This window comes from Brevibacterium sp. XM4083 (assembly GCF_006489205.2).
In the GTDB taxonomy this organism is placed as follows: Bacteria; Actinomycetota; Actinomycetes; order Actinomycetales; family Brevibacteriaceae; genus Brevibacterium.
In genome coordinates this window covers 689667-712874 of the sequence record NZ_VFYR02000001.1, presented here as the reverse complement: position 1 = coordinate 712874, position 23208 = coordinate 689667, and the positions used below count along the sequence as shown (strand labels likewise).

The window sequence follows — 23208 nt, the reverse complement described above, 5'->3', positions numbered from 1 at the left end:
GTCCCTCGCGTCGGCGCCCCAGCCCGGCTCCCAGCCCATCATTCGGTGCCGCCGGTGATGTTCTCCTGCATCTGGAGGAACTCGACGTGGCGCTCGTACTTGTCGAGGACGTCGTCGATGAGCTGGTCCTTCGTGTAGCCCATGATGTCGTAGCCCTGACCGGCTCCGCCGTCGAGGTAGACCTCCATCCGATAGTAGTCCTCGGTGCCGCGCGGAACGCGGCCGCCGAAGGACGGCACGCTGACCTTGTGCGGCCACACCTGGTAGCGGAAGGGGTACTGGCCTTCGCCGTCGACCTCGAGTTCGACGAGCTCGCCGTCATCGTCGAAGCGGCCTTCGGAGTCGACGCGGCCGCAGCGGGCGGAGATGCCGCGTGAGCGCATCTCCTCGGCGATCTCCCGCATCGTCGGCAGCAGGACGGTCTGCTCGTAGTCGCGGACCTTGCTCCCGCTGGGGAACGCGAGCACGCGGGAGAGCTGCTTCTTCCACGTCTCCGATCCCCGCCCTGACCGGCGGGCCAGCGATCCCGAGAGGCTCTGCTCAACGCTGTCGACGCGGTTGCCCTCGACGCGCAGGGCCTTGTAGAGGCCGATCATGACGAGGATGACGACGAAGGCGAAGGGCAGACCCATGATGACCGTCGCACTCTGCAGCGCACCGATCCCGCCGACGATGAGCATCGCCACAGTCAGCGCGCCGGTGAGCACCGCCCAGAAGATCCGCAGTCCGGCGCGCCCGTCGTCCTGCGGTGTCGGCAGGAACGAGGAGAGGTTCGCCATGACGAGGGCCGCGGAGTCCGCCGAGGTGACGTAGAAGAGGAGAGCGGTGAGCGTCGCCAACGCGGCGACGATGATGAACGCCGGATACTGGGCGAGCAGCTCGTAGAACCCGCCCTCGGGGTTGAGCATCGTCTGCTCCCCGAATTCCCGGTTGCCGCTGCGGATGATGTCGAGTGCGGAGTTCCCGTAGATCGAGATCCACATGAAGATGTAGATGAAGGGGATCGTCAGGGTGCCGATGACGAACTGGCGGATCGTGCGGCCCCGCGAGATGCGGGCGAGGAATAGCCCGACGAACGATGCCCAGGCGATCCACCACGCCCAGAAGAACAGCGTCCAGTCCGTCATCCACGTGCCCGTGTCCTCGAACGCGAAGGTCTGGCCCACCATGTTCGGGAAGAGCCGGACGAAATCGGCGGCATTGAGGACGAACGCGTTGAGGAGGAACTTCGTGTTGCCGGCCACGAGCACCCAGATGCTCAGGGCGATCGCGGCGAAGACGTTGAGCAGGGAGAGGAACTTGATGCCCTTGTCGACGCCGGAGACGGCCGAGAGCGTGGCGACACCCACGCCGACGACGACGATGGCGATCTGCGACCCCACGGACACGGGCAGGCCGAAGATGACACCCAGTCCGACATTGACCATGACAACGCCGATGCCGAGTGACGTGGCGACACCGAAGATCGTGCCGAGGAGGGCCGCGAAGTCGACGGTGTCGCCGAGCGTGCCCTGAACCCGCTTGCCGAAGATCGGGGCGAGTGCCGAGCGGATCGCCAGCGGCATGTTCATCCGGTAGGCGAAGTAGGCGAGCGCGATGCCCATGAGGGCGTAGAGGCCCCAGCCGCTGAGCCCGTAGTGGAAGAGCGTCCAGACGGTGGCCTCACGGGCGGCGTCGACGGTCTCGGGTTCCGTGCTCGGCGGTTGCAGGTACTGCGTGACGGGTTCGGCCACGGCGAAGAACATGAGGTCGGTACTGATGCCGGCGGCGAAGAGCATGGCCGCCCACGGCAGCAGACCGAACTCGGGCTTCGAATGCTCGGGACCGAGCTTCGTCGACCCGTACCGGGAAGCGGCGAGGTAGATGACGAAGACGAGGACGATGGCGACGAGGAGGACGTAGAACCAGCCGAACCAGTCCGAGGTCCACGTCACCACAGCGCCGAGGACGGCCTGGGCATTGACGGGGGCGAAGAACGCCCACAGTGTGATGGCGAGCGTGCCGATAGCCGCCGCGATGAAGACGCGCTTGTTGACCGGTGGCAGGTTCTTCTTCGGCCTGCCCGCCGCGTCCTCGTTGGATTGCTTTGCCTGCAGTGTCATCTCTTCGCTCCCTCGTCCGGCGACCGACCGCCGCGATGTCATGGGCAACTTGGGGTTCATGGGCTTGTCGCGGGAGGACCGGTCAGGGCCCGCTGCGCAGGGGCCGCTCAGCGCTCGGCAGCCAACGATGCACGCTACCATAGCCGAATTCCCGGCCGTGGTCTCCAGCCGATGTCCTCCCATGAGACAGGTGATGGGACAGGTCGGCCCCGCGCGTCCCGGGCCTGCTCCTCAGAGTGAGACGAGCTCCTCAGAGTGAGACGAGCAGGAGGACCACCGCCATGACGACTCCCGAGCCGAGGAACGTGATGAACGTGTAGCCGAGGATGTCGCGCATCTTCAGACCCGCGATCGCGAGCACCGGCAGCGCCCAGAACGGCTGGAGCATGTTCGTCCACTGGTCGCCGTAGGACACCGCCATGATCGCGATCGACGGGTCGACGCCGAGCTGGTTGGCCGCGTCGAGCATGATCGGACCCTGCACGGCGAACTGGCCGCCGCCGGAGGGGACGAAGAAGTTGACGAGCCCCGCGGAGAGCAGCGCGAGGACACCGAAGGAGATGGGGTTGGCGATCGAGACGAACGCGTCGGAGAACACCGCGATGAGCCCGGTACCGGACATGATGCCGAGGATGCCGGCGTAGAGCGGGAACTGGAGGAGGATCTCGCCGACGTTCGACGCCGCGTCCTTGGTCAGGGCGATGAGTTCGAAGGGGTTGCGCACGAGGAGGAAGATGAGGGCGAGGAAGGACCAGTTGACGATGTCGAGGGTCAGTCCCCCGCCCTGGGCGAAGTGGATGATGAGGTAGGCGACGAGGGCGAGCCCCATGACGAGGGTGAGGATGCGGGAGGCGTCGATGCGGTCGGCGGGCGTGACGATCTCCTCGACGAGGGGGCCGCGCTCCCCCGAGGACACCGATTCGGGCATCTCGTAGACCGTGGCACCCGGCTTCGGGGCGATGAGGTAGAAGAGGATGCTGCAGACGACGATGACGCCGAGGATGGCGAGCAGATTCCACGTCGAGAAGATCGTCTCGCTCACCGGCACGATCTCACCGCCGAGGGAGTCGGCGAGGAACGAGTCCGGGGTCGCGGCGGTCAGTGGCCCCGACCCCGAATAGCCCATGTGCCAGACGACCATCCCGGAATAGCCGGCGGCGACGAGGAGCGGGAAGTGGACCTTGATGCCGCGGCGGCGGGCCTGCACGGCGACCTCCCTGGCCAGGAGCGCGCCGACGACGAGTCCGAGTCCCCACGTGATGAGGCTCGCGACGGCGGCGACGAGGAAGACGAAGACGTAGGCGAACGCCGGGGACCCGGGCACCCGGGCGAGCCGGGAGAGCAGCGCCTGGACGGGGCCGGTGTTGGCGAGGATGTGGCCGAGGAGGAGGATGAGGCACATCTGCGTCATGAACTCGAGCAGCCCGGACAGGCCGACGCCCCAGCTCGTGACGACCTCGACCGGACTCGCCCCGGTGAGGACGAAGGCGAGGACGGCGACGATGAGGGTGAGCACGATCGCGAAGGTCAGGGCCGAGGGGATCCACTGCTCGAGGACCCGGTTGATCGGTCGCATCACCCCCTTCGAGGCCGCGACGTTCTTGTGGGCAGACGGCGTCGGTGCCGACATGGGGACCTCCTGCTGGGAAAGTGCTGTGTATCACTTCAGGATACAGTGAGCGCCGTCACCGTTCGCGGGGACCCGCACACGGCGAAGGCGCCGTCCGCGGATGCGGACGACGCCTTCTGCGCCGAGTCGAACTCAGCGGCGGCGGGCTCTCAGGCCCTCCTGCCGCGGTGAGCGCTCAGCTCTCACTGGTCGCTTTTGAACACGAGCTGCTTGTTGACGAACTCGTCCATCGCCAGCGGGCCGAGCTCACGCCCGACACCGGAGCGCTTGACGCCGCCGAAGGGCAGGTACTCGCGTGAGCCCTCAGGCGCATTGATGAAGACCATGCCCGAGTCGATCTGCGCTCCGACGCGTTCGGCGCGCTCGACGTCGCCGGAGAACACGGCGGCCCCGAGGCCGAAGGGGGTGTCGTTGGCGAGTTCGACGGCCTCGTCCTCACTGCTCACCTTGTAGACGATGACGGCGGGGCCGAAGAGCTCCTCGTAGTAGCCGCGCATGCCCTTCTCGACGTCGGCGAGGACGACGGGTTCGACGTAGGCTCCTCCGCCCTCGTATTTCTTCCCGCCGGCGAGCAGGGTCGCACCCTGGCTCACGGTGTCCTGCACCTGTTCGACGAAGCGGTCGGCGGCGGCGACCGAGGACAGCGGGGACAGGCGCGAGCCCTCCTCACCGGGCACCTCAGGGGTGGCCTTCTTCGCGGCGGCGGTGATCGACTCGAGGAACTCGTCGTAGACGTCGTCCATGACGATCATCCGCTTCGGCGAGTTGCAGGCCTGACCGGTGTTGCCCATCCGGGTGTTGAAGAACGTCTTCGCGCTCTTCGCAACATCCTCGGTGTCGAGGAGGATGTAGGGGTCGGAGCCGCCGAGTTCGAGGACGACCTTCTTGAGGTTCTTGCCCGCCTCCGCGGCGACAGCGGCACCGGCGCGTTCGGAGCCGGTCAGGGACACGCCCTGGTTGCGGGGGTCGGGGAGGATGAGGTCGGCGACCTGCTCGTTGCTCGCGTAGATGTTGATGTACGCACCCTCGGGCAGGCCCGCCTCGGTGAAGATCTCCTCCATGATCGCCGCCGACCGCGGGCACTGCGGGGCATGCTTGAGCAGGATCGTGTTGCCGAGCGCGAGGTTCGGGGCGGCGAAGCGGGCGACCTGGTAGTACGGGAAGTTCCACGGCATGATGCCGAGCAGCGAGCCGACGGGCTTGCGGCGGATCCATGCGGTGCCGTCCTCGGGACCGCGCAGCGGCTCGTCGGCGAGGAACGCCTCGGCGTTGTCGGCGAAGTAGCGGTAGATCGCCGAGCTCAGCGCAACCTCGCCCTTGCCCTCGGGCACGGACTTGCCCATCTCAAGCCGGATGACCTCGGCGAGCTCCTCGGCGCGTTCGGCGTAGATCTCCGCGACCCGGGTGAGCAGGGCCGCGCGTTCGGCGACCGGGGTCTGGCTCCACTCGGTGAACGTCGTCGCCGACCGGTCGATGGCGGCCATGATCTCCGCGTCCGTGGCCGTCGGGAACTCCTCGACGACGTCTCCGGTGGCGGGGTTGGTGACGCGATACAGGGTGGACATGATGGACCTCTTCTCTGCTTCGATGTCGGGAATCGTCGGTGACCGCAGGCCCTCGCCGAGGTGGTCACCGCGTGTACGTCCCACGCTATGGCCGATCCGGGTCCGCGGCAATTCCCCTTCCCACCGAATTCCCTGGATGCTTCCTCGCCCGCGGATCGGCGCCCCCGGCCCCTGAGAACCGGCGGCGACTGCTAAGTTGGCGCTATGACCTCAGTCACAGATCTCGTCAAGCGCTACTACACGACCGTCGACGCCGGGGATCCCGTGGCCACCGCCGCACTCTTCGCCGCCGACGCCACCTACGACCGTCCCGGCTACCCGACGATGGTCGGGCAGCAGATCACGGACTTCTACCTCGGCGAGCGCGTCATCGAATCCGGTGCCCACGAACTCGCCGAGATCCTCGTCGACGGTGAGGCGGCCGCCAGCCGCGGCACCTTCGCCGGTCGTCTCAAGGACGGCTCGGAGACGACGGTGGGCTTCGCCGACTTCTTCCGCTTCGACGCCGAAGGCCTCATCAGCACCCGCACCTCGTACTTCTACGTCGGCGCCGTCTGAGCTGGTCGCACTCTCGCACACCGCGACGCACCATCGCTCGCGGCGCGCTACAGCGCCTGCCCGCGCGCTCTGAGCACGGCGCGCTGGATCCGGTCGCGCTCGGCGGCCGCGGCGGGACTCGGGGTCGTTCCATAGGCGTCCTCGACCTGCGCGAACACCGTCTCCATCGCCTCGTCGCCGAGGTCGAGCGGCAGGTCGTCGATCGCGGCGAATGCGGGGCCGATGTGGTGCATGAATCCGCGGATCCCGGCCTCTCCCCCGCCGTGGTGCATGCCTGCGAACTGGCCGACGGCCGCCCACCGCAGGCCCAGTGAGTTCCGCATCACCGCGTCGAGGTCGGCGGCGGTGACGACGCCGTTCTCGACGAGGGCGATCGCCTCCTTGAGCAGTGCGTTCTGGAGTCGGTTGCCGACGAATCCGCGGACCTCGCGGGCGAGGACGACGGGTTCGCGTCCGCAGCTGCGGTAGAACTCGACGGTGCGGGTCAGCGTCTCGGCGCTCGTGACCGGGGAAGGGACGACTTCGACGAGCGGCATGAGGTGCGGCGGATTGAAGGGGTGTCCGACGATGACCCGGGCGGCCGCCTCGGCGGGCAGGGCGCCGGCGATGTGGGAGGCGGGGATCGTCGACGACGAGGTCGCGAGCACCGCCTCGGCCGGTGCCGCCGCGGCGATCCGGGCGAAGAGCCGGGGCTTCTCGTCCGGGTCCTCGGGTCCGGACTCCTGGACGAATCCCGCCGAGGCGACCGCCTCCTCGAGCGAGTCCGCGAGGTCGACGGTGCCGGTCCGTCCGCGCGCGGCCGTCCCGCCGAGGTCCGAGCCGACGAGGTCGGGGTCGCGCTCCTCCGCGGCTGCGGCACGGGCGGCGACATCGGTGTCGACGTCGGCACGGATGCCGGCGACCACCTCGGCGAGGTCGTCCCGGGGATCGACGACCACGACGTCGTATCCCGACGCGGCGAAGAGACGAGCGAAGGAGCGGCCGATGGTGCCGGCCCCGATGACGGCGACTGTGAACGACATGGTCCCAGGCTATACCGGCACGGCAGGGGCCCTTGAGGGGGACGAAAATCTTCGCCCGTGACGGCTCTCACCGGGGCGTTCGGTGGCACAATGACACCATGGCAGCGCACCCCGGACTCAAGCCCGTCGACTCCGAGACCCTGGCCGTGGCCGAGGACGAGTTCGCGGCCGCCGCCGAGATGGCGAACGTCGAGGTCCGGGAACTCCACACTGCCGCCGAGGCGGCCGAGGCCTCGCTGCTCCTCGACGAGGTGTGGAACGTCGACCAGACCGGCACGAACGTCCTCGAACCCGGGCTCATCGTCGCCTTCGCCCATGCCGGCAACTACGTCTCGGCGGCGTACAGCCGTGACGACCCTGCGGAGATGATCGGGGTGACGATCGGATTCTTCGGCCAGCCGCTCGGCACCGTCATGCACTCGCACATCGCCGGGGTCCGGCACGAGCACATCGGGCACGGCGCGGGATCGGCGATGAAGCTCCACCAGCGGCTGTGGTGCCTGCGGCTGGGGATCACGGAGATGACGTGGACCTTCGATCCGCTCATCGCCCGCAACGCGTACTTCAACTTCCAGCGCCTCGGCGTGAGCATGGTCGAGTACCTCGAGGACTTCTACGGGCAGATGCGCGACGGCGTCAACGCCGGACAGGCCAGCGACCGGATGATGGTGTCGTGGCCGCTCGACCGCCCCGCCCGGGTGCCCGCGGTCTCCGCCGACGCCGCGTTCGCGTGCCTGCGCGCCGACGAGTCGGGTGCCCCGCTCATCTCCGAGGTGCCGCGGGAGGCCGCCGTCGTCTCCCTCGACTTCCCCTCCGACATCGAGAACCTGCGCCGCCACGACCCCGAGCTCGCGACGAGGTGGCGCCTGGCCCTGCGCGAATCGCTCACCGCCCTCGTCGCCGACGGCTGGGTCCTCGACACGTGCCTCAAGGGCGGCACGTACCTCCTCCACCACCCGTGATCCGGGGCGGACTCCTCCGCGGAGGGACTCCTCCGCGGCGAGACGCTCCCGGGCCCGAGGCTCCGCGCGCCGAGGCTCCGCGGGCCGAGTTCACCTGTCCGTCATGTTCACGCCGTTGACTGGACCGCAGACGTGCGCCGCACACTGCGGTCTGTGCGTGAGTCGATGAACAAGGAGAGCGGATGAGCACAACGGTCACGCGGCATCCGGGCACAGTGGGCGAGGTCTTCCGCGTCTTCCTGCGGCTCGGCCTCACCTCCTTCGGCGGTCCCGTCGCGCACCTCGGCTACTTCCGCGAGACCTTCGTCGCCCGCCGCCGGTGGCTGACCGACACCGCCTACGCCGATGTCGTCGCACTCTGCCAGTTCCTTCCCGGGCCGGCATCATCCCAGGTCGGCATGGCCATCGGCCTGCAGCGCGCCGGGTTCGGCGGCCTGCTCGCGGCGTGGTTCGCGTTCACCATGCCCTCGGCGATCGTGCTCGTCGCCTTCGCCTACGGGTTCGACGCGTACGGTGACGCGCTCGGCACCGGGTGGCTCGACGGTGTGAAAGCCGCTGCCGTCGCCATCGTCGCCGGCGCCGTCCTCGGGATGGGGAAGTCGCTGGCCCCGGATGCCAAGCGCGCGACGATCGCCGGTCTCGCCGCGATCATCGTCCTCCTCATCCCCTCTCCCGTCGTGCAGGTGCTGGCGATCATCGTCGGGGCCGGTCTCGGCCTGACCTGGCTGCGACCGGAGGAGGCGACAATCCGCGCCGAGGCGGCCGCGGCCGCGGAGGAGACTGCGGAGTCGGGGGCGAGCGCGCCGCCGGGATTCCGGGTGTCCGTGTCGAAGAGGGTCGGTGCCGCCGCCCTCCTCGTCTTCGCGGCCCTTCTCGTCCTCCTGCCGATCGCGACCGCCGTCACCGGTGATCCGACGCTGCGGCTCACCGACATCTTCTACCGCGCGGGTTCCCTCGTCTTCGGCGGCGGCCACGTCGTCCTGCCGCTCCTCGACACGGAGACGGTGCGCTCCGGCCTCGTCAACAGTGAGACCTTCCTCGCCGGCTACGGGGCCGCACAGGCGGTGCCCGGGCCGCTCTTCACCTTCGCGGCCTTCCTCGGAGCGTCGATGACGACGGAGCCGACGGGCCTCCTCGGTGCGACGATCGCGCTGCTGGCGATCTTCCTCCCCGCCGGGCTGCTCACCGTCGGGGCCCTGCCGTTCTGGCAGAGCCTGCACGGCTCGGTCCGCGCCCGCCGCGCCCTGCTCGGGGTCAACGCCGCCGTCGTCGGCCTCCTCGGCGCCGCCCTCTTCGATCCCGTGTTCGTCGAGGGCATCACCAGCCCGGCGACGCTGGCGATCGCCCTCGCCGCGTTCATCGCCCTGACCCGGTGGAACCTGCCCGCCTGGGCCGTCGTCCTCATCGCCGCGGCGATCGGCGCGATCGCGCTCTGAGCGCACTCGCCCCCCGATCGGCACCGCACTCGCCCCCGATCGGCTGGGATCGGGGGCGGAATCCGGGCCTCAGCCCTGCGTGAGCGCGAGGGAGAATTCGACGACGCCGGCATCCTCGACGGAGACGAAGCCGAGGTTCGGCGGTTCCACGCCGTAGTCCTGCCAGGTCACGTCGATCGCACCGACGACGGAGAGGCCGGTGTCGGCGCGGGTCGCCGTGGTCTCAGCGGTGACCTCCTGGGTCTGTCCGTTGATCTCGAGCGTGCCGGGGATCTCCACCTCGGCGCTGCCGGAGTCGCTCAGTGCCGTGAGGTCGACGGGTCCGGCGGCGGTGAATGTCGCTTCCGGGTTCGCGTTCGTGTCGATGGCCTGCCCGGAGAAGTAGTCGTCGCGCCGGGAGCTGTCGGTCGTCACGGTCCGCAGGTCGACGCTCACCGTCCCGGCCGTGAGCTGACTGCCGTCGATCGTGATGTCGCCGGTGACGTCGGGGGTGCGGCCGACGACGGTGACGTCCTCCCCGTTGAGGACCTCGTCGACCCGGTATCCGGCCTCCGATCCCTCCCCGATCGTCCACTGTCCGTCGATGCTCCCTGCCGCACCGTCGGTGCTGCCGGAGCCTGAGGCGATGTCCTCGTTGGCGAACTCCGTGGGAGCCGCGGAGTTCTGTGATGAGGTGTAGAGCTTCGTGCCGACCAGCGCGCCTGCGACGAGCACAGCGATGGCGATGAGGGCGATGATCCACACGAGGGGACGGGAGTAGAAGGGCCGGCGAGCTGCAGTGGAGTTCGTCATAGTGTCACAGTACAAACTTCAACTACAGCTCAACCAGGCCCTTCACCTGGAGAGGGACTGCACAGTCCCTGGGAGCGGATCAGGCCCCGGCGTCCTCCCAGGTCTTGCGCAGGAGCTTCTTGTCGAGCTTGCCCACCGAGGTGCGCGGCAGTTCGTCGGTGACGATGATCTCGTCGGGCAGCTGCCACTTCGCGAACCGGTCGCCGAGGACCTCGACGATCTTCTCCCGGGTCACCTCGGCGCCGTCCTCGGCGACGACATAGGCGACGGGCCGCTCCTGCCACTTCTCGTCGGGGACGCCGATGACAGCGGCCTCCTTGACGCTCGTGCAGTCGAGGATCGCGTTCTCCATGTCGATCGAGGAGATCCACTCGCCGCCGGATTTGATGACGTCCTTGAGACGGTCGGTGAGCTTGAGGTAGCCGTTGGGGTAGATGACTCCGACGTCGCCCGAGCGCCACCAGCCGTCGAGGAAGCGCTCGGAGTTGTCCGGCAGCTGGAAGTAGGACTCGGTGATCCACGGACCGCGCATGAGGACCTCGCCCATCGACTTGCCGTCGCGGGGCAGCTCCTCACCGGTGGGGTCGACGACCTTGACCTCGACGCCGATGACGGGCAGGCCCTGGTAGCGCTTGAAGTCCCAGCGCTCCTCCTCGTCCATATCGAGTCCGGGTTTGATGTGCCAGTTCGTCGTCGCCAGCGGAGTCGTCTCCGTCGCCCCGTAGCCGTGGATGACATCGGCCCCGGTGATCTCCTTGAACCCGCGCATCATCGACAGCGGCGGCTCGGAAGAGCCGGAGACGAGGCGCACTCCGCTGAGATCCGGGGGCTGCGGCATGTCCTTCATCATCGCGAGCATCGGCGCGAAGATCGCCGGTGCGCCGTTGGCGAGCGTGACCTTCTCGGCGATGAACGCCTTCGCGATCGCCCCGAACTCCTCGGCGGCGAACTTGCCGGGCAGGACGAGCTTGGCCCCGGCGGCGACGGCGTTCTGCGGGAAGCCCCAGGACAGGACGTGGAACATCGGGGTGATCGGCATGATCGTGTCGTCGAACGAGGCGCCGAGCGCGGCGAGGCCGCCCATCGTGTGGAGGTAGATCGAGCGGTGCGAGTAGTAGACGCCCTTGGGCCTGCCCGTGGTGCCGGTCGTGTAGCCGGCGTAGGCGGCGGTCTTCTCATCGACGACGGGCCAATCGTAGGTGTCGGGCTTGTCCTTGATGAGGTCCTCGTAGAAGACGACGTTCTCCAGCGTCGTCTCGATCTCGGAGGCAGGCTTGTCGGTCATGACGACCCAGCCCTTGACGTCGAGCTTCGGCGCGAGCGCCTCGGCGACGGGCAGGAGGGATTCGTCGACGAAGATCCAGTCGGACTTCGAGTGGCTGACGACGTAGGCGAGGTCCTCGGGGGCGAGTCGGAGGTTGAGCTGGAGCATCGTGGCCGCGAGCCCGGGGACGGCGAAGTAGAGCTCGAAGTGGCGGCGGGAGTTCCAGTCGAGGACGCCGACCATCGAACCGGCACCGACGCCGAGTTCCGTGAGGCCGTGGGCGAGCTGCGCCATCCGCTTGAACTCGTCGGCGTAGTTCGACCGTCCCCACGATCCGTCCGAGTTGCGGTAGACGACTTCCTGTTCGCCGAAGACCGTGGCCGCGTGCCTGATCATCGACGTGGTGTTGAGCTGGTAGCTGTCGCCGAGGGTTGACGGGATGCCAGTGAGCATGAGACTCCTTTGTTCGTTCACTCGTGGTGGGGCGTGGGGTGCGGGTGCGCTCGCCGAGGCGGTGGGCGGGTGCCGCGGCGAGTCGGCGTCACCGGCCGACGAAGCGGGGGACGCGTTTCTCGATGAAGGCCGACACCCCCTCGGCGAAGTCGCGGGTGCCGCGCAGGTACGTCTGGTCGGCCGATTCCCGGCTGAAGGCGTCGTCGAGGGAGGTCAGGCTCGCTTCGTTGATCGCCGACTTCGAACGGGAGAAGGCCAGCGGGGCGCCCTGAGCCCAGGCGATGCCGAGGTCGCGGGCGCGGGTGAGCTGCTCTCCGGCGGGCACGACCTCGCTCGCCAGTCCCCAGCTCAGGGCCTCCGGTGCCCACACCTTCTCGGCCGTCAGCGCCATCTTCATCGCCCGGTGGCGACCCGCCGAGGCGGCGACGAGGGCGGTGGCTCCGCCGTCGGGCATGAGGCCGATCTTCGCGAAGGCGAGCATGAGGTAGGAGTTCTCGCTCATCACGACGTAGTCGCAGGCCAGCGCCAGGGAGCAGCCGATCCCGGCGGCCGGCCCGGACACCGCGGCGATGGTGGGGACGGGAACGTCGATGAGCGCGCGGATGATCGCGTTCGCCTCGTCGAGGTCGAGGGTGACGTCGTCGTTGCCGCTCTGGAGATCAGCGCCGGAGCTGAAGGATCGGTCGCTGCCGGTGAGGATGATGACGCGGGAGTCGGCTGCCGCCTCGGCGATGGCAGCCCCGAGGCTGCGGAACGCTTCGGCATCGAGCGCGTTGAGGGTGTCGGGGCGGTTGATCGCGATGGTCGCGACACCGTCACGGTGATCGACGAGGACACTTGAGCTCAAGACGGCTCCTTCGCTGACGGAGATGAGTTTCCCTGCGCCAAGCTTAACGCACGTTAAGTTGATCTGGGTCACACTGCCATCGGGCGAGGAGGAATTCTCAGGTCACGGGCGGGCCACCTCAGGCGAGGGTCGCTGCCGGCTCGCCGTCCCCGGTCTCCCCCGTGGCCGCGGTGATCGCGGCGTCGAGGTCGGCCCAGAGGTCGTCGACGTGTTCGATGCCGACGCTCAGCCGCAGCAGACCTTCGGGCACCGAGCTCGGCTCCGAGGCATGGCGACGCCGGCGTTCGATGAGGGACTCGACCCCGCCGAGCGAGGTCGCCGGCGTCCACAGCCGGACCGCCTCGGCGATCGCGGTGGCCTGCTCCGCCGTGTCGACGGTGAAGGCGACGATCGCCCCGAATCCTGCCATCTGCTTACTCGCCCGTGCGTGACCGGGGTCGGCGGGCAGTCCCGGGTAGCGGACCTCGACGACGCCGGCACGGTCGCTCAGGCGCTCGGCGAGGATCTGGGCATTGGCCTGCGCGCGCTCGAGCCGGACCGACAGCGTGCGCATCCCGCGCAGTGCCAGCCACACCTCGAAGGGCCCGGCGATCGCCCCGCGCATCGACCGCTCGGTCAGCAGCAGCTCCCGAAGTGTCGGGTCGTTGGTGATCACCGCGCCGAGGACGACGTCGGAGTGCCCGGCGAGGTACTTCGTCACCGAGTGGACGACGAGGTCCGCGCCGAGGTCGAGCGGCGTCTGGAGCAGGGGCGTGGCGAAGGTGTTGTCGACAGCGACGCGGACGCCGCGTGCGCGTGCGGCGGCGATGAGGGCGGGCATGTCGGCGACCTCGAGCATCGGGTTCGTCGGGGATTCGATCCACAGCATCGCCGAGGCGGCACCGGGGTCCTCAGTCACGTCACCGGAGCTGTCCCCGGCCGCGGCAGCGGCGTCGTCCGTGACAATGCCGTCGAGGGCGGCGATGACGGCGTCGGTGTCGGCGATGTCGACGCTGACGACGGAGAATCCGGCGCGCGCGGCGAGCTCCTGCGCCGATTGCAGCGATCCCTGGTAGGAGTGCGTGGGCATGACGAGGGTACCGCCGCGGGGCACGAGGGCGAGCACCGCGGCGATCGCGGCGAGCCCCGACCCGAAGACGAGGGCCGGCAGCGCCGCGTGTTCGAGTTCGCCGAGTGCGGCCTCGAACGGCGTCCAGGCCGGAGTCGCGAACCGACCGTAGGCGTAGCCGGAGTCATTCACCTCGGTGGTGCCGATGAACGTCGAGGACAGTTCGATCGGCGGATTGACCGAGGCGCCGTTCGCGCGCGGCGGTCGGGCCGCCTCGACGAGGACGGTTTCGGGCGCGAAGGTCGGGGTCGGGCGTGCGGGGTCACGAGTCGTCATGGCCTCAATATAGACAGAGCGGGGACGTCGCCGCTGTGACGTCTCGCCGGCGCGGCCGGCCGGGTCCGGGACGAGCCAGGCGTGTGCGGATGACTACTGTGCGGCGATCAGGTGCTCGAGGAGTGCCCGCGCCCCCTGCGACAGCCTGCGCTTCGGCGACCACAGCGCATGGAGGGCCCGATCGAGGTCGACGTCGTCGGCCACCGGCAGCGGAGCCAGCCGCATCGCCCGGAAGTCATCGCGCAGGGCGAGATCGGAGAGGACGACGGGTGCGACGCCCGTGGCCGCGGCGACCCGCAGCGCCGAATTCGACCGGTACTCCCCGGCGATCGTCGCCCCGCCGAACTCGGCGAGCGCGGTGTCGATGACCTCCCGCGTTCCCGACCCGACCTCACGGACAAGGAGCGGGATCCCGGCGAGCGCCTCGGCGGTGATCGGCTCCGCCCACGTCTGCCCATAGGACGGGGCGGCGGCGATCATCAGGCGGTCGTGGCCGATGACGGCGGCGGGGAACCCCGGCGGCAGGGACACGGACTCGACGAGACCGATGTCGCAGCGCTGCGCGCGGACCTCGGCGACGACAGCCGCGGAGTTCTCGACCCCGAGGCCGACGTCGATGCCCGGGTGCGCCGAGGTGAAGGTCGCAAGATAGCTCGGCAGGAGGTATTCGGCGACGGTGAGGGACGCGCAGACGCGCACGTTCCCCGCCCGCGCCTCCTGGATGGCGCGGGTGCCGGCGTTGAGCGCACTGTAGGCGTCGATGACCTGCGCGGCCCATTCGGCCACGGCCTGGCCTTCGGCGGTGAGCTCGGTGCCGCGCGGGGAGCGCGTGAGCAGGGGGACGCCGAGTTCGCGCTCGAGGCCGGTGAGGCTGCGGGAGGCGTTGGGCTGGGCGATGCCGACCGCCTCGGCGGCCTGACCGATCGACTGCGCGCCCCCGCTCAGGGCGACGAGCAGCCCGAGGGCCCGCAGCTCCGGCCACCGCTGCATGTCCGACACATCGCGCATACCGCCATCATGGCATATCAATTCGATATGGGTCGACGCGAAATCACCGTCTACCGGGCCTCCCGGCCGCGCGGAAGACTGGAGTCCATGAACACAGCCCGCCGACTCCTCCCCGGTCTCGGCCTCGCCGCGGCAGCCGCCGCGATCGCGTGGCCGATCTCGACCCTCGCCCCCGTCATCTCCCCGCTGCTCGTCGCGATCATCCTCGGTGTCATTCTCGGCAACGTCGCCCCGAATCTCCCCGACTCCCTCAAGCCGGGGCTCGACTTCGCCGCCAAGCCGCTGCTGCGCCTGGGCATCGTCGCCCTCGGCGCGCAGGTCGTCTTCGGCGACATCCTCGATCTCGGCTGGCCCGTCCTCGTCCTCGCCGCCGTCGTCGTCGCCGTCGGCATCGTCACGAGCGTCGCACTCGCCCGTCTCACCCGCGTCGACGGCGACCTCGCGCTCCTCATCGGCTGCGGCTTCGGCATCTGCGGGGCCGCGGCCGTCGCCGGCATCGAATCGACGATGAAGGCGAAGAAAGAGGACGTCGCCGCCGCGATCGGCCTCGTCGTCCTCTTCGGCACCGTGATGATCGCCGCGATCCCCCTGGCCAGCGGTGCCCTCGGCCTGCCTGCGGTGACCGCGGGGATGTGGGCGGGAGCCTCGACCCATGAGGTCGCCCAGGTCGTCGCGATCGGCGGGATCATCGGCCCGGCCGCCCTCGAGGTGGCCGTGCTCGTCAAGCTCGCCCGCGTCATCATGCTCGCCCCCACCGTGGCGGTCCTCGAGCTCGCGATGCGCCGGTCGGAGGCGAAGGTGCGGGCCACCACCGCCGAGGCGGTCGCCGGGGACGCGAAGGAGTCCGTCGTTCCCGCGCCGGCCGGCAAGCGCCCACCGATTGTTCCCCTCTTCGTCCTCGGATTCCTCGCGATGGCCGCACTGCGCACGTTCGGGCTCCTCCCCGAGGTCGCCGTCACCGGCCTGGGGTGGCTGCAGACGGTGTGCCTGTCGATGGCGATGTTCGCCCTCGGCCGCGGTGTGCAGTGGCGTGCGCTCAAGAGCCTCGGCGGCGGCCCGATCGCCCTGGCCACGATCACGACGGTCGTCGTCGCCCTCGTCGCCCTCGGCGGTGCGCTCCTGCTGACCTGAGGCCAGGCCGCCCCGGCGCCCGCAGCGCCGGGGCGGCCGCCTGACTTCCCGACCGGCTGTGCCGATAGTCGGGAAGTTCGCGCGTTGGGCCTCCGAACTCCCGCCCTGCGTCCGTACCGGCTGGTAGTCTCACAGCAGATCTCCCGATTGCCCACAGAGACTGCTCAGCTACCTCAAGGACGACATGCTTGCTCAGCTCATCGCATTAGGCATCTTCATCGCACTCTTCGCCGTCGGAGCGATCCGCGGCGTCCACATCGGCGTCCTCATGCTCGTCGGCGCCGCCGGCACCGGACTGCTGCTCACGGACATGACCGTCGAGGACATCATCGCCGAGTTCCCGCTCTCGATCATGATCCTCCTCGCCGGAGTCACCTACTTCTTCGCGATCGCCCAGGAGAACGGCACCGTCGACAAGATCATCGACTGGGCGCTGGAGAAGGTGGGGTCCTCGGCGGTGCTCCTGCCCGTCGTCTTCTTCGTCATCACCGCCGGCATCGCGTCGATGGGCGCGCCCCTGGCCGGACTCGTCATGATGCCGGTGGGCATGCAGGTGGCCCGCAAGTACCACGTCGACTACGCGCTCATGGGCCTGGCGATCTGCTTCGCGATCGGCGCCGGCGGATTCGCCCCGACGAGCCTCTACGGCATCGTCACCTACAGCACCGCCGAAGGCGCGGGCATCGGCCTCAACCCGTTCCTCCTCTTCCTCATCGCCGTCGTCGTCTATCTGCTCATGCTCACCGTCGCCTACGTGATGTTCGGCCGCTCCCTCTTCTCCCGGAAGTCCGCGGCCCCGGCTGCCGGAGCCGGCACGGCAGAGGCCGACTCGGGCACCGCCTCGGCACCGGCGACCGGCACTGCCGCGCGGATCTCCCGCGGTGGGGCCTCGGCGACGAAGGTCGCCTTCGGGGAGGACGACGAGGACGAAGCGCTCTTCGACTCCTCGTCCGCCTCGGCGGACTCCACGACCTCGGAACCGTTCACGGGCGTGCAGATCCTCACCGTCGTGCTCATGGTCGCCCTCATCGGCACCGTCGTCGTCCTCGCAGCCCTCGGTCAGGAGCCGGACATCGGGCTCCTGTGCTTCCTCTTCGGGGCGATCCTCGCGCTCGTCGATCCGGCCACCGGCAAGGCGGCGATCCCGAAGATCGACTGGTCGACGGTGCTCCTCGTCGGCGGCATCATCACCTTCGTCGGGGTGCTCCAGACGATGGGTGCCGTCGACCTCCTCGGTGAGGCCGCCGAGGCGATCGGCTCCCCGCTCATCGCCGCGTTCGTCCTCTGCGTCGTCGGCGGTCTCGTCTCCGCATTCGCGTCGACGACGGGCATCCTCGCCGCGCTCGTCCCCCTCGCCCTGCCGCTCATCGAGGCCGGCGGGGTGCCGGGCTGGGCGCTCATCGCCGCGCTCGGCATCTGCTCGGCCGTCGTCGACGTCTCACCGTTCTCGACCCTCGGTGCCACCGTCGTCGCGACGGCGCCGGGTGATCAGAAGCAGCGGCTGACGGCGATCCTCGTGAAGTTCGGCATGTCTATGGTCATCATCGGGCCCATCGTCCTCGTCGGCGGTCTCGTCGTGCCCGCGATGCTGTTCTGACTCGGCTGGCGATCAGCCGGGCCAGTGTGCCGCGGCAGTGAGGGGGTTAATGGTCAGCCCAGCTGTTTGACGAGGACGACGAATTCGAGATCGTCGACCTTGGGCACCCCGAAGCGCTCGTCGCCGTAGGGGAAGGGCTCGGTCTCACCGGTGCGGACGTAGCCGCGGCGCTCGTAGTAGGCGATGAGTTCGCAGCGCTTGTTGATGACGGACATCCGCAGCGCGGTCGCACCCCAGCGCTCGGCCACCCACGCCTCGGCGAGGTTGATGAGCGCGGATCCGACGCCCTGCCCCTGGCCGAGCGGGGAGACTGCGAGCACGCCGAGGTAGGCGACGCCGTCGACGGGCTCCCGCAGATAGACGCTGCCGACGGCCTGACCGTCGCGGGCGCGCACGAGGAGCATCGTCGAATCCGCCTCGGCGAGCATCTCCCTGGCCATCGCGGCGTCGAGGCGCTGTCCGCTGAGGAGATCGGCCTCGGTCGTCCACCCCTGCTTCGAGACCTCCCCGCGGTAGGCGGAGGCGACGAGCGCGACGTAGTCGTCGATGTCAGCCTCGCCGAGGAATCCGACGGTGAATCCCGCTTCGCTGAGGATGAACTCGTAGCCGTCGATGAGGGTGGCCGGGGTCTGCGAGGTCATGTGGGGACTGCTCCTTGCTGCGGCGGCGAGCGGGGAGCATCGCCGGGGGTGTCGACTGCGCTTCCCAGATTAGTCGGTAGGCTCGGGTTGAGGACACAGCGCCCTCCCCTCATCCGCCGAGGGTGCCACCGCAGAGAGCAGGAGCAGCCATGGACGTCGACATCGACGGCGAGACCTACACCATCGCCCACGACCCCGACCAGTCCCGGTTCACCGTCACCCATGACGGCACGGTCATCGGCACCGCAGACTACGTCGACACCGATGCCACCGAGGCGGGGGTGCCCACCGTGCGGACCTTCACCCACACGATCGTCGACCCCGCGTACGGCGGGCGGGGCATCGCCGCGAAGCTCGTCCGGTTCGCCCTCGAATCCACCACCGAGGCGGACCTGCGGTTCCGCACGACGTGCTCGTACGTCATGGGCTTCCTCGAGAAGAACCACGAGTTCGACGACTCGCTCGCGTGAGGACCCGCCCCGAGGCACCCTGACTCCGCGGCGTCCTGAGGCTCGCCACGCCGCGGATCTCAGCGCTCCGCACCTTCGGGAGCGCTCCCCCGCGCTCCCCTGTGCTCATCGGTCAGTCGCACGACCGCCTCGGCGGGGCGGCGCACCGGGACGAAGCGCAGCACATAGGCGACCCAGAGGGTGGCGGCGACGATGACGGCGATGAGGATCGTCCAGAAGACCAGGGGCTCGGCGACGACGAGCCGGGGGATCTCCCGGGTGGGGATGAGGACGGCGAACAGTCCTGCCGTCACCGCGCCCAGCCACGAGCCGATCATGTTGAAGGCGTGGGTGCGCACATGGCCGCGGCGGATCATGATGACCCCGAGGGTCGTGGTGAGGAACGTGAAGATCGCCAGAGCGTGGAAGAACGTGAACCCGCCGGTGATCGAGTAGATGAACATCCCGCTCACGCACACGAAGTACATGAGGACGACCCATGAGCGGCCGATGGCCTTGTGGCGCTGATCCTTCGGCCGCCGCAGCACCTGCACCGGTGCGAGCAGGACGACACCCGTGGCGGCAATGGCATGGATGGCGATGAGCAGCGTGTCCATGGACTTAAGATAGTGTCGCTATCCAAGTGCTGGCAACGTGGATAGTGCCGGGGTCCGCAGCTATCCGAGGGCCTCGGCTGTCCGGGCGCGAAGGCCCAGGCTTGACGGCCCGAGAAGTTCCAGCCGCGGATATCGAAGGAGCGCGATGAAGCTGAGCGAACTCGCCCGCCGCACCGAGGTGTCGCCGGCGAGCATCAAGTACTACCTCCGCCTCGGTGTGCTCACTCCCGGACAGAAGCGCAACGCGACGACGGCGGCCTACACCGAGGCCCACGTCCACCGGCTCGCCCTCATCACGTGGCTGCGACGCGAGCTCGATCTCCCGCTGGCCGCGATCGCCGAGCTGACCTCGGTGATCGACGATGAGACGGTGAGCAACCTCGAACTCATGGGCCTGTGCCAACGACTGGCCAGCCATCCCGGCGTCGCGGACACCGTCGGAACCGACGCCGCAGACCCGCCCGTCGCTGACACGCCCGTCACTGACACGCGCCTGCCCTCCGAGCAGCCGCCTCGGGGAGACGGTGACGACGGCGACGCCGCCGTCCGCAGCGCCCTCGCCGCACTCGAGTGGCCGGACGTCTCCCCCACCGCGCGCACCGCGGTCGCCGAGGCGCTGACCGACCTCGCCGCTGCCGGATACACCGTCGACGCCGACACCGTGCTCCTCCACGCGCGGGCGCTCGAGGAGATCGCCCGGACCAACACGCTGCCGATCAGCGATGACCTGACCCGCGATGAGATCGCTTTGGCGGTCATCCGCGGCATCACCCTTCACAATCGCCTGCTCGTCTCGATGAGCGGACTCGTCCATGCGGCGATGTCGGCACAGGTGCGAAGGCAGGGCGGGTGACGCTCTCACTCTGCGAAATCCGCATCGATTCCACGGTGGGCGACCCGTACACTGAACGAGGCATCGGGCGCTCCCGTGCCCGAAAGCTTCGAGACAACAACCAAGGGAGGATCAGTCGTGGACATCACGCCGATCATCGACAAGCTCAACACCGGACTGTTCATCAACGGACAGTGGCGTGATGCCGAGGACGGAAAGACCATCGACGTCATCAATCCCGCAACCGGTGACGTCATCACCACCGTGGCCGACGGGTCGGCCGCTGACGCCGAGGCGGCCATCAAGGCAGCCGGCGACGCCCAGGCCGATTGGGCGGCCACCGCTCCGCGCGAGCGCGCCGAGATCCTGCGCCGCGCCTTCGAACTCCTCATCGAGCGCTCCGACGACATCGCCGCCGTCATGACCGCTGAGATGGGCAAGCCGTTCGCCGAGTCGAAGGGCGAAGTCGCCTACGGCGCAGAGTTCTTCCGCTGGTTCTCCGAGGAGGCCGTGCGCATCTCGGGTGACTTCACCCTCTCGACCGACGGCAAGAACCGCCTGATGATCTCGCGTGAGCCGGTCGGACCGTGCGTGCTCATCACGCCGTGGAACTTCCCGCTGGCCATGGGCACGCGCAAGATCGGTCCGGCGATCGCCGCCGGCTGCACGATGGTCTTCAAGCCCGCGAAGCTCACCCCGCTGACCTCGCTCATGCTCGTCGACGTCCTCAAGGAGGCCGGCCTGCCCGACGGCGTCCTCAACGTCGTCACCTCGGAGTCGGCACGGCGCGTCGTCAGCCCGTGGATGGAGTCCGGCATCGCCCGCAAGGTCACCTTCACCGGGTCAACCGAGGTCGGCATCGGTCTGCTCAAGCAGGCCGCCGACAATGTCATGAAGTCCTCGATGGAGCTCGGCGGCAACGCCCCGTTCGTCGTCCTCGAGGACGCCGATCTCGACAAGGCCGTCGAAGGCGCGGTGCTCGCGAAGATGCGCAACGGCGGCGAGGCCTGCACGGCCGCCAACCGCCTCTTCGTCCACTCCTCGATCGCCGATGAGTTCTCGACGAAGCTCGCCGAGCGCATCGGGTCGATGAAGGTCGGCAACGGCCTCGAGGACGGCACCGAGGTGGGCCCGCTCGTCGATCAGGAGTCCCTGGACAAGGTCGCCGCCCTCGTCGACGATGCCGTGTCGAACGGTGCCACGGTCATCTCCGGCGGGGCGAAGATCGACGGCCCCGGCTTCTTCTTCGATCCCACGGTCATCACGAACGTCCCGGAGAACGCGGAGATCCGCACGACCGAGATCTTCGGCCCCGTCGCCCCGATCGTCACGTTCGACACCGACGAGCAGGCCGTCGCGCTGGCGAACGAGACCGAGTACGGTCTCGCCGGCTACCTGTTCAGCGAGAACATCAACCGTGCCCTGAGCATGGCCGAGAAGCTCGAGGTCGGCATGATCGGCCTCAACACCGGTCTCGTCTCGAACCCGGCCGCACCCTTCGGCGGCGTGAAGATGTCGGGTCTCGGCCGCGAGGGCGGCCGCGTCGGCATCGACGAGTACCTCGAGCTCAAGTACGTCGCCACTCCGCGTTCCTGAGCGCGTCGCGCCGTCACGGTTCCCGTGACGGTGCGCTGGACCGTCACCGAGGCGGCCGACACCTTGCGTGCCGGCCGCCTCTTCTCGTTCCGCCGCAGTCGTCCTAGACTCGGTGACCGTGAGCACTGCGAGGAAGCCCGGCGGTCAGACGAGGAGCGGATCGGGCGCTGCTGAGACACGGAGGGCGCCTCGCGTTGCCGATTTCGACCTCTCCCTCGACGAGATCCGCGCCGTCACCGCTTTCGCCGTGAGCGCGGCGAGCGCCGTTCTCCCCCTGTTCGAAGCCGACCGACCGACGGACGAACGTCCTCGCGCAGCCGTCGATGCTGCTCGCGCCTTCGCCGACGGGCAGCCCCGGTCACGGGTTCTGCGGATCGCGGCACCCGCGTCGCATCGCGCGGCGAAGGACGCGGGCGGGGAGCCGGCCTTCCACGCCGCGATGGCTGCCGGCGACGCAGCAGCCTCGGCGTTCCTCCATCCCCTCGCCGACGCTGTCCAGATCGGACACATCCTCCGTGCCAGCGCGCACGCGATCCACGCGATCGAGCTCGCCGACGCCGGGGCGGGAACCGACCAGCGGGCTGCGCTCCTCGACCGCTTTGCGAAAGCGGCCTCACCGACGGTCGCCGCGGTCCTGCGGCGCTATCCCCGGCCGGGCCCTGCACGCAGTCAACTGGCGCTGACGATCAGCGAACTCGATACTCGGGTGCGGGACCAGCTGGCAACCACCGGCAGACAGGACCGGGCTCGATGATCCTCTCGCAGGACCGCGACCCGCGGCTCATCACGATTCGCCGCGGCGGCACCCTCACCGACGACGACCACCGCCTCCTCGCCCTCTGGGCCGCCGACTGCGCCGAGCACACCCTCCCGCTCGTCGAGGCGGCCGTCGCCGATGACCCGCGTCCGCGCGACGCGATCGCAGCGGCACGGGCATGGGCGAGCGGTGAGATGCCGATGATGACGGCACGCGCCCTCGGCGGTCATGCGATGGGTGCGGCCCGTCCGCTCACCGGCGCACCCCGATTCGCCGCCTACGCCGCCGGTCAGGCCGCCTGCGTGGGACACGTCGCCGAGCACGATCTCGGCGCGGCCGCCTACGCGATCAAAGCCGTCGCCGCGGCGGCACCAGGCGATCCGTCTGCCGGCAGGGTCGAACGCGACTGGCAGCGCAGCCGCCTGCCTGCCGCCATCCGCGATCTCGTCCTCGAGGACCAGGAGCGCCGGAACGCCATCTGCTGGGGCGTCTTCTCCGACTGAGACCGCGAACAGCCCCACCGATCGGTGGGGCTGTTCGGTCGTCGTTGCCGGCCAGTCAGCGG

Annotated in this window: 21 protein-coding genes; 10 read left to right on the top strand and 11 right to left on the bottom strand. The window is 69.2% G+C overall.

The genetic code is table 11. From position 1 onward, the window contains the following. Window positions 1–38 precede the first annotated feature (38 nt). The 3 genes from betT to FJ887_RS03055 all read right to left on the bottom strand — a co-directional run bounded on the left by betT (window position 39) and on the right by FJ887_RS03055 (window position 5297). Window positions 39–2102 carry a choline BCCT transporter BetT gene (betT, locus tag FJ887_RS03065; RefSeq protein WP_137824358.1) on the bottom strand — a complete coding sequence of 688 codons (2064 nt, stop codon included), beginning with the start codon at window positions 2100–2102 and terminating at the stop codon, window positions 39–41. A 250-nt stretch (window positions 2103–2352) separates the two neighbouring features. After that, window positions 2353–3732 (bottom strand): short-chain fatty acid transporter, encoded by a 1380-nt coding sequence (locus tag FJ887_RS03060; protein ID WP_137824359.1) that lies wholly within the window; start codon window positions 3730–3732, stop codon window positions 2353–2355. 182 nt (window positions 3733–3914) lie between these two features. Further along, on the bottom strand, window positions 3915–5297 hold the full coding sequence (locus tag FJ887_RS03055; RefSeq protein WP_137824360.1) for an NAD-dependent succinate-semialdehyde dehydrogenase: 1383 nt from the start codon (window positions 5295–5297) through the stop codon (window positions 3915–3917). A 204-nt stretch (window positions 5298–5501) separates the two neighbouring features. On the opposite strand from FJ887_RS03055, the gene FJ887_RS03050 reads away from it, so the two are divergent. Continuing rightward, window positions 5502–5855 carry a nuclear transport factor 2 family protein gene (locus FJ887_RS03050; protein ID WP_137824361.1) on the top strand — a complete coding sequence of 118 codons (354 nt, stop codon included), beginning with the start codon at window positions 5502–5504 and terminating at the stop codon, window positions 5853–5855. 47 nt (window positions 5856–5902) lie between these two features. Here the strand turns inward: FJ887_RS03050 and FJ887_RS03045 are convergent, their stop codons facing one another. After that, window positions 5903–6877: a 3-hydroxyacyl-CoA dehydrogenase NAD-binding domain-containing protein gene (locus tag FJ887_RS03045; RefSeq protein WP_137824362.1), complete on the bottom strand. Its 975-nt coding sequence runs from the start codon at window positions 6875–6877 to the stop codon at window positions 5903–5905. 98 nt (window positions 6878–6975) lie between these two features. Here FJ887_RS03045 and FJ887_RS03040 point away from each other — a divergent pair, with 98 nt between their 5' ends. Next, window positions 6976–7839 (top strand): hypothetical protein, encoded by an 864-nt coding sequence (locus FJ887_RS03040; protein ID WP_137824363.1) that lies wholly within the window; start codon window positions 6976–6978, stop codon window positions 7837–7839. Window positions 7840–8021: 182 nt separating this feature from the next. Further along, window positions 8022–9275 (top strand): chromate efflux transporter, encoded by a 1254-nt coding sequence (chrA, locus tag FJ887_RS03035; protein WP_137824364.1) that lies wholly within the window; start codon window positions 8022–8024, stop codon window positions 9273–9275. A gap of 69 nt (window positions 9276–9344) precedes the next feature. Here the strand turns inward: chrA and FJ887_RS03030 are convergent, their stop codons facing one another. The 5 genes from FJ887_RS03030 to FJ887_RS03010 all read right to left on the bottom strand — a co-directional run bounded on the left by FJ887_RS03030 (window position 9345) and on the right by FJ887_RS03010 (window position 15023). Next, entirely contained in the window at window positions 9345–10067 is a 723-nt protein-coding gene (locus FJ887_RS03030) for a YceI family protein (RefSeq protein WP_137824365.1), read from the bottom strand. 79 nt (window positions 10068–10146) lie between these two features. Then, window positions 10147–11784, bottom strand: coding sequence for a long-chain-fatty-acid--CoA ligase (locus FJ887_RS03025; protein ID WP_137824366.1), 1638 nt, complete (start codon window positions 11782–11784; stop codon window positions 10147–10149). An 88-nt stretch (window positions 11785–11872) separates the two neighbouring features. Continuing rightward, window positions 11873–12631 (bottom strand): enoyl-CoA hydratase, encoded by a 759-nt coding sequence (locus FJ887_RS03020; protein WP_137824367.1) that lies wholly within the window; start codon window positions 12629–12631, stop codon window positions 11873–11875. A gap of 118 nt (window positions 12632–12749) precedes the next feature. Further along, a complete protein-coding gene (locus tag FJ887_RS03015) occupies window positions 12750–14015 on the bottom strand; it encodes a trans-sulfuration enzyme family protein (protein WP_137824368.1) in 1266 nt (421 codons plus the stop codon). A 93-nt stretch (window positions 14016–14108) separates the two neighbouring features. After that, complete coding sequence (locus tag FJ887_RS03010; protein ID WP_137824369.1) at window positions 14109–15023, bottom strand: LysR family transcriptional regulator; 915 nt, start codon at window positions 15021–15023, stop codon at window positions 14109–14111. Window positions 15024–15110: 87 nt separating this feature from the next. Between FJ887_RS03010 and FJ887_RS03005 the strand changes: the two genes are divergently transcribed. Both FJ887_RS03005 and FJ887_RS03000 read left to right on the top strand, forming a co-directional pair. Continuing rightward, window positions 15111–16154: a YeiH family protein gene (locus FJ887_RS03005; protein WP_137824370.1), complete on the top strand. Its 1044-nt coding sequence runs from the start codon at window positions 15111–15113 to the stop codon at window positions 16152–16154. 184 nt (window positions 16155–16338) lie between these two features. After that, window positions 16339–17751, top strand: coding sequence for an SLC13 family permease (locus FJ887_RS03000; protein WP_137824371.1), 1413 nt, complete (start codon window positions 16339–16341; stop codon window positions 17749–17751). 53 nt (window positions 17752–17804) lie between these two features. Here the strand turns inward: FJ887_RS03000 and FJ887_RS02995 are convergent, their stop codons facing one another. Then, a complete protein-coding gene (locus tag FJ887_RS02995; protein ID WP_137824372.1) occupies window positions 17805–18392 on the bottom strand; it encodes a GNAT family N-acetyltransferase in 588 nt (195 codons plus the stop codon). 149 nt (window positions 18393–18541) lie between these two features. Between FJ887_RS02995 and FJ887_RS02990 the strand changes: the two genes are divergently transcribed. Next, window positions 18542–18862 carry a GNAT family N-acetyltransferase gene (locus FJ887_RS02990; RefSeq protein ID WP_137824373.1) on the top strand — a complete coding sequence of 107 codons (321 nt, stop codon included), beginning with the start codon at window positions 18542–18544 and terminating at the stop codon, window positions 18860–18862. 59 nt (window positions 18863–18921) lie between these two features. Here the strand turns inward: FJ887_RS02990 and FJ887_RS02985 are convergent, their stop codons facing one another. Continuing rightward, entirely contained in the window at window positions 18922–19458 is a 537-nt protein-coding gene (locus FJ887_RS02985; protein WP_137824374.1) for a DUF2306 domain-containing protein, read from the bottom strand. 145 nt (window positions 19459–19603) lie between these two features. Between FJ887_RS02985 and FJ887_RS02980 the strand changes: the two genes are divergently transcribed. The 4 genes from FJ887_RS02980 (at window position 19604) to FJ887_RS02965 (ending at window position 23146) form a co-directional block, all read left to right on the top strand. Then, window positions 19604–20311, top strand: a complete 708-nt coding sequence (locus FJ887_RS02980) for a MerR family transcriptional regulator (RefSeq protein ID WP_137824375.1) — start codon at window positions 19604–19606, stop codon at window positions 20309–20311. Between the two features lie 117 nt (window positions 20312–20428). After that, complete coding sequence (locus FJ887_RS02975; protein WP_137824376.1) at window positions 20429–21886, top strand: NAD-dependent succinate-semialdehyde dehydrogenase; 1458 nt, start codon at window positions 20429–20431, stop codon at window positions 21884–21886. A 118-nt stretch (window positions 21887–22004) separates the two neighbouring features. Continuing rightward, a complete protein-coding gene (locus tag FJ887_RS02970; protein ID WP_249356454.1) occupies window positions 22005–22640 on the top strand; it encodes a putative immunity protein in 636 nt (211 codons plus the stop codon). Further along, the gene (locus FJ887_RS02965) at window positions 22637–23146 is read left to right on the top strand and encodes a putative immunity protein (RefSeq protein ID WP_137824377.1); all 510 of its coding nucleotides are present in this window, start codon (window positions 22637–22639) and stop codon (window positions 23144–23146) included. The genes FJ887_RS02970 and FJ887_RS02965 overlap by 4 nt, the downstream gene beginning before the upstream one ends. The last annotated feature ends 62 nt before the right edge of the window (window positions 23147–23208 follow it).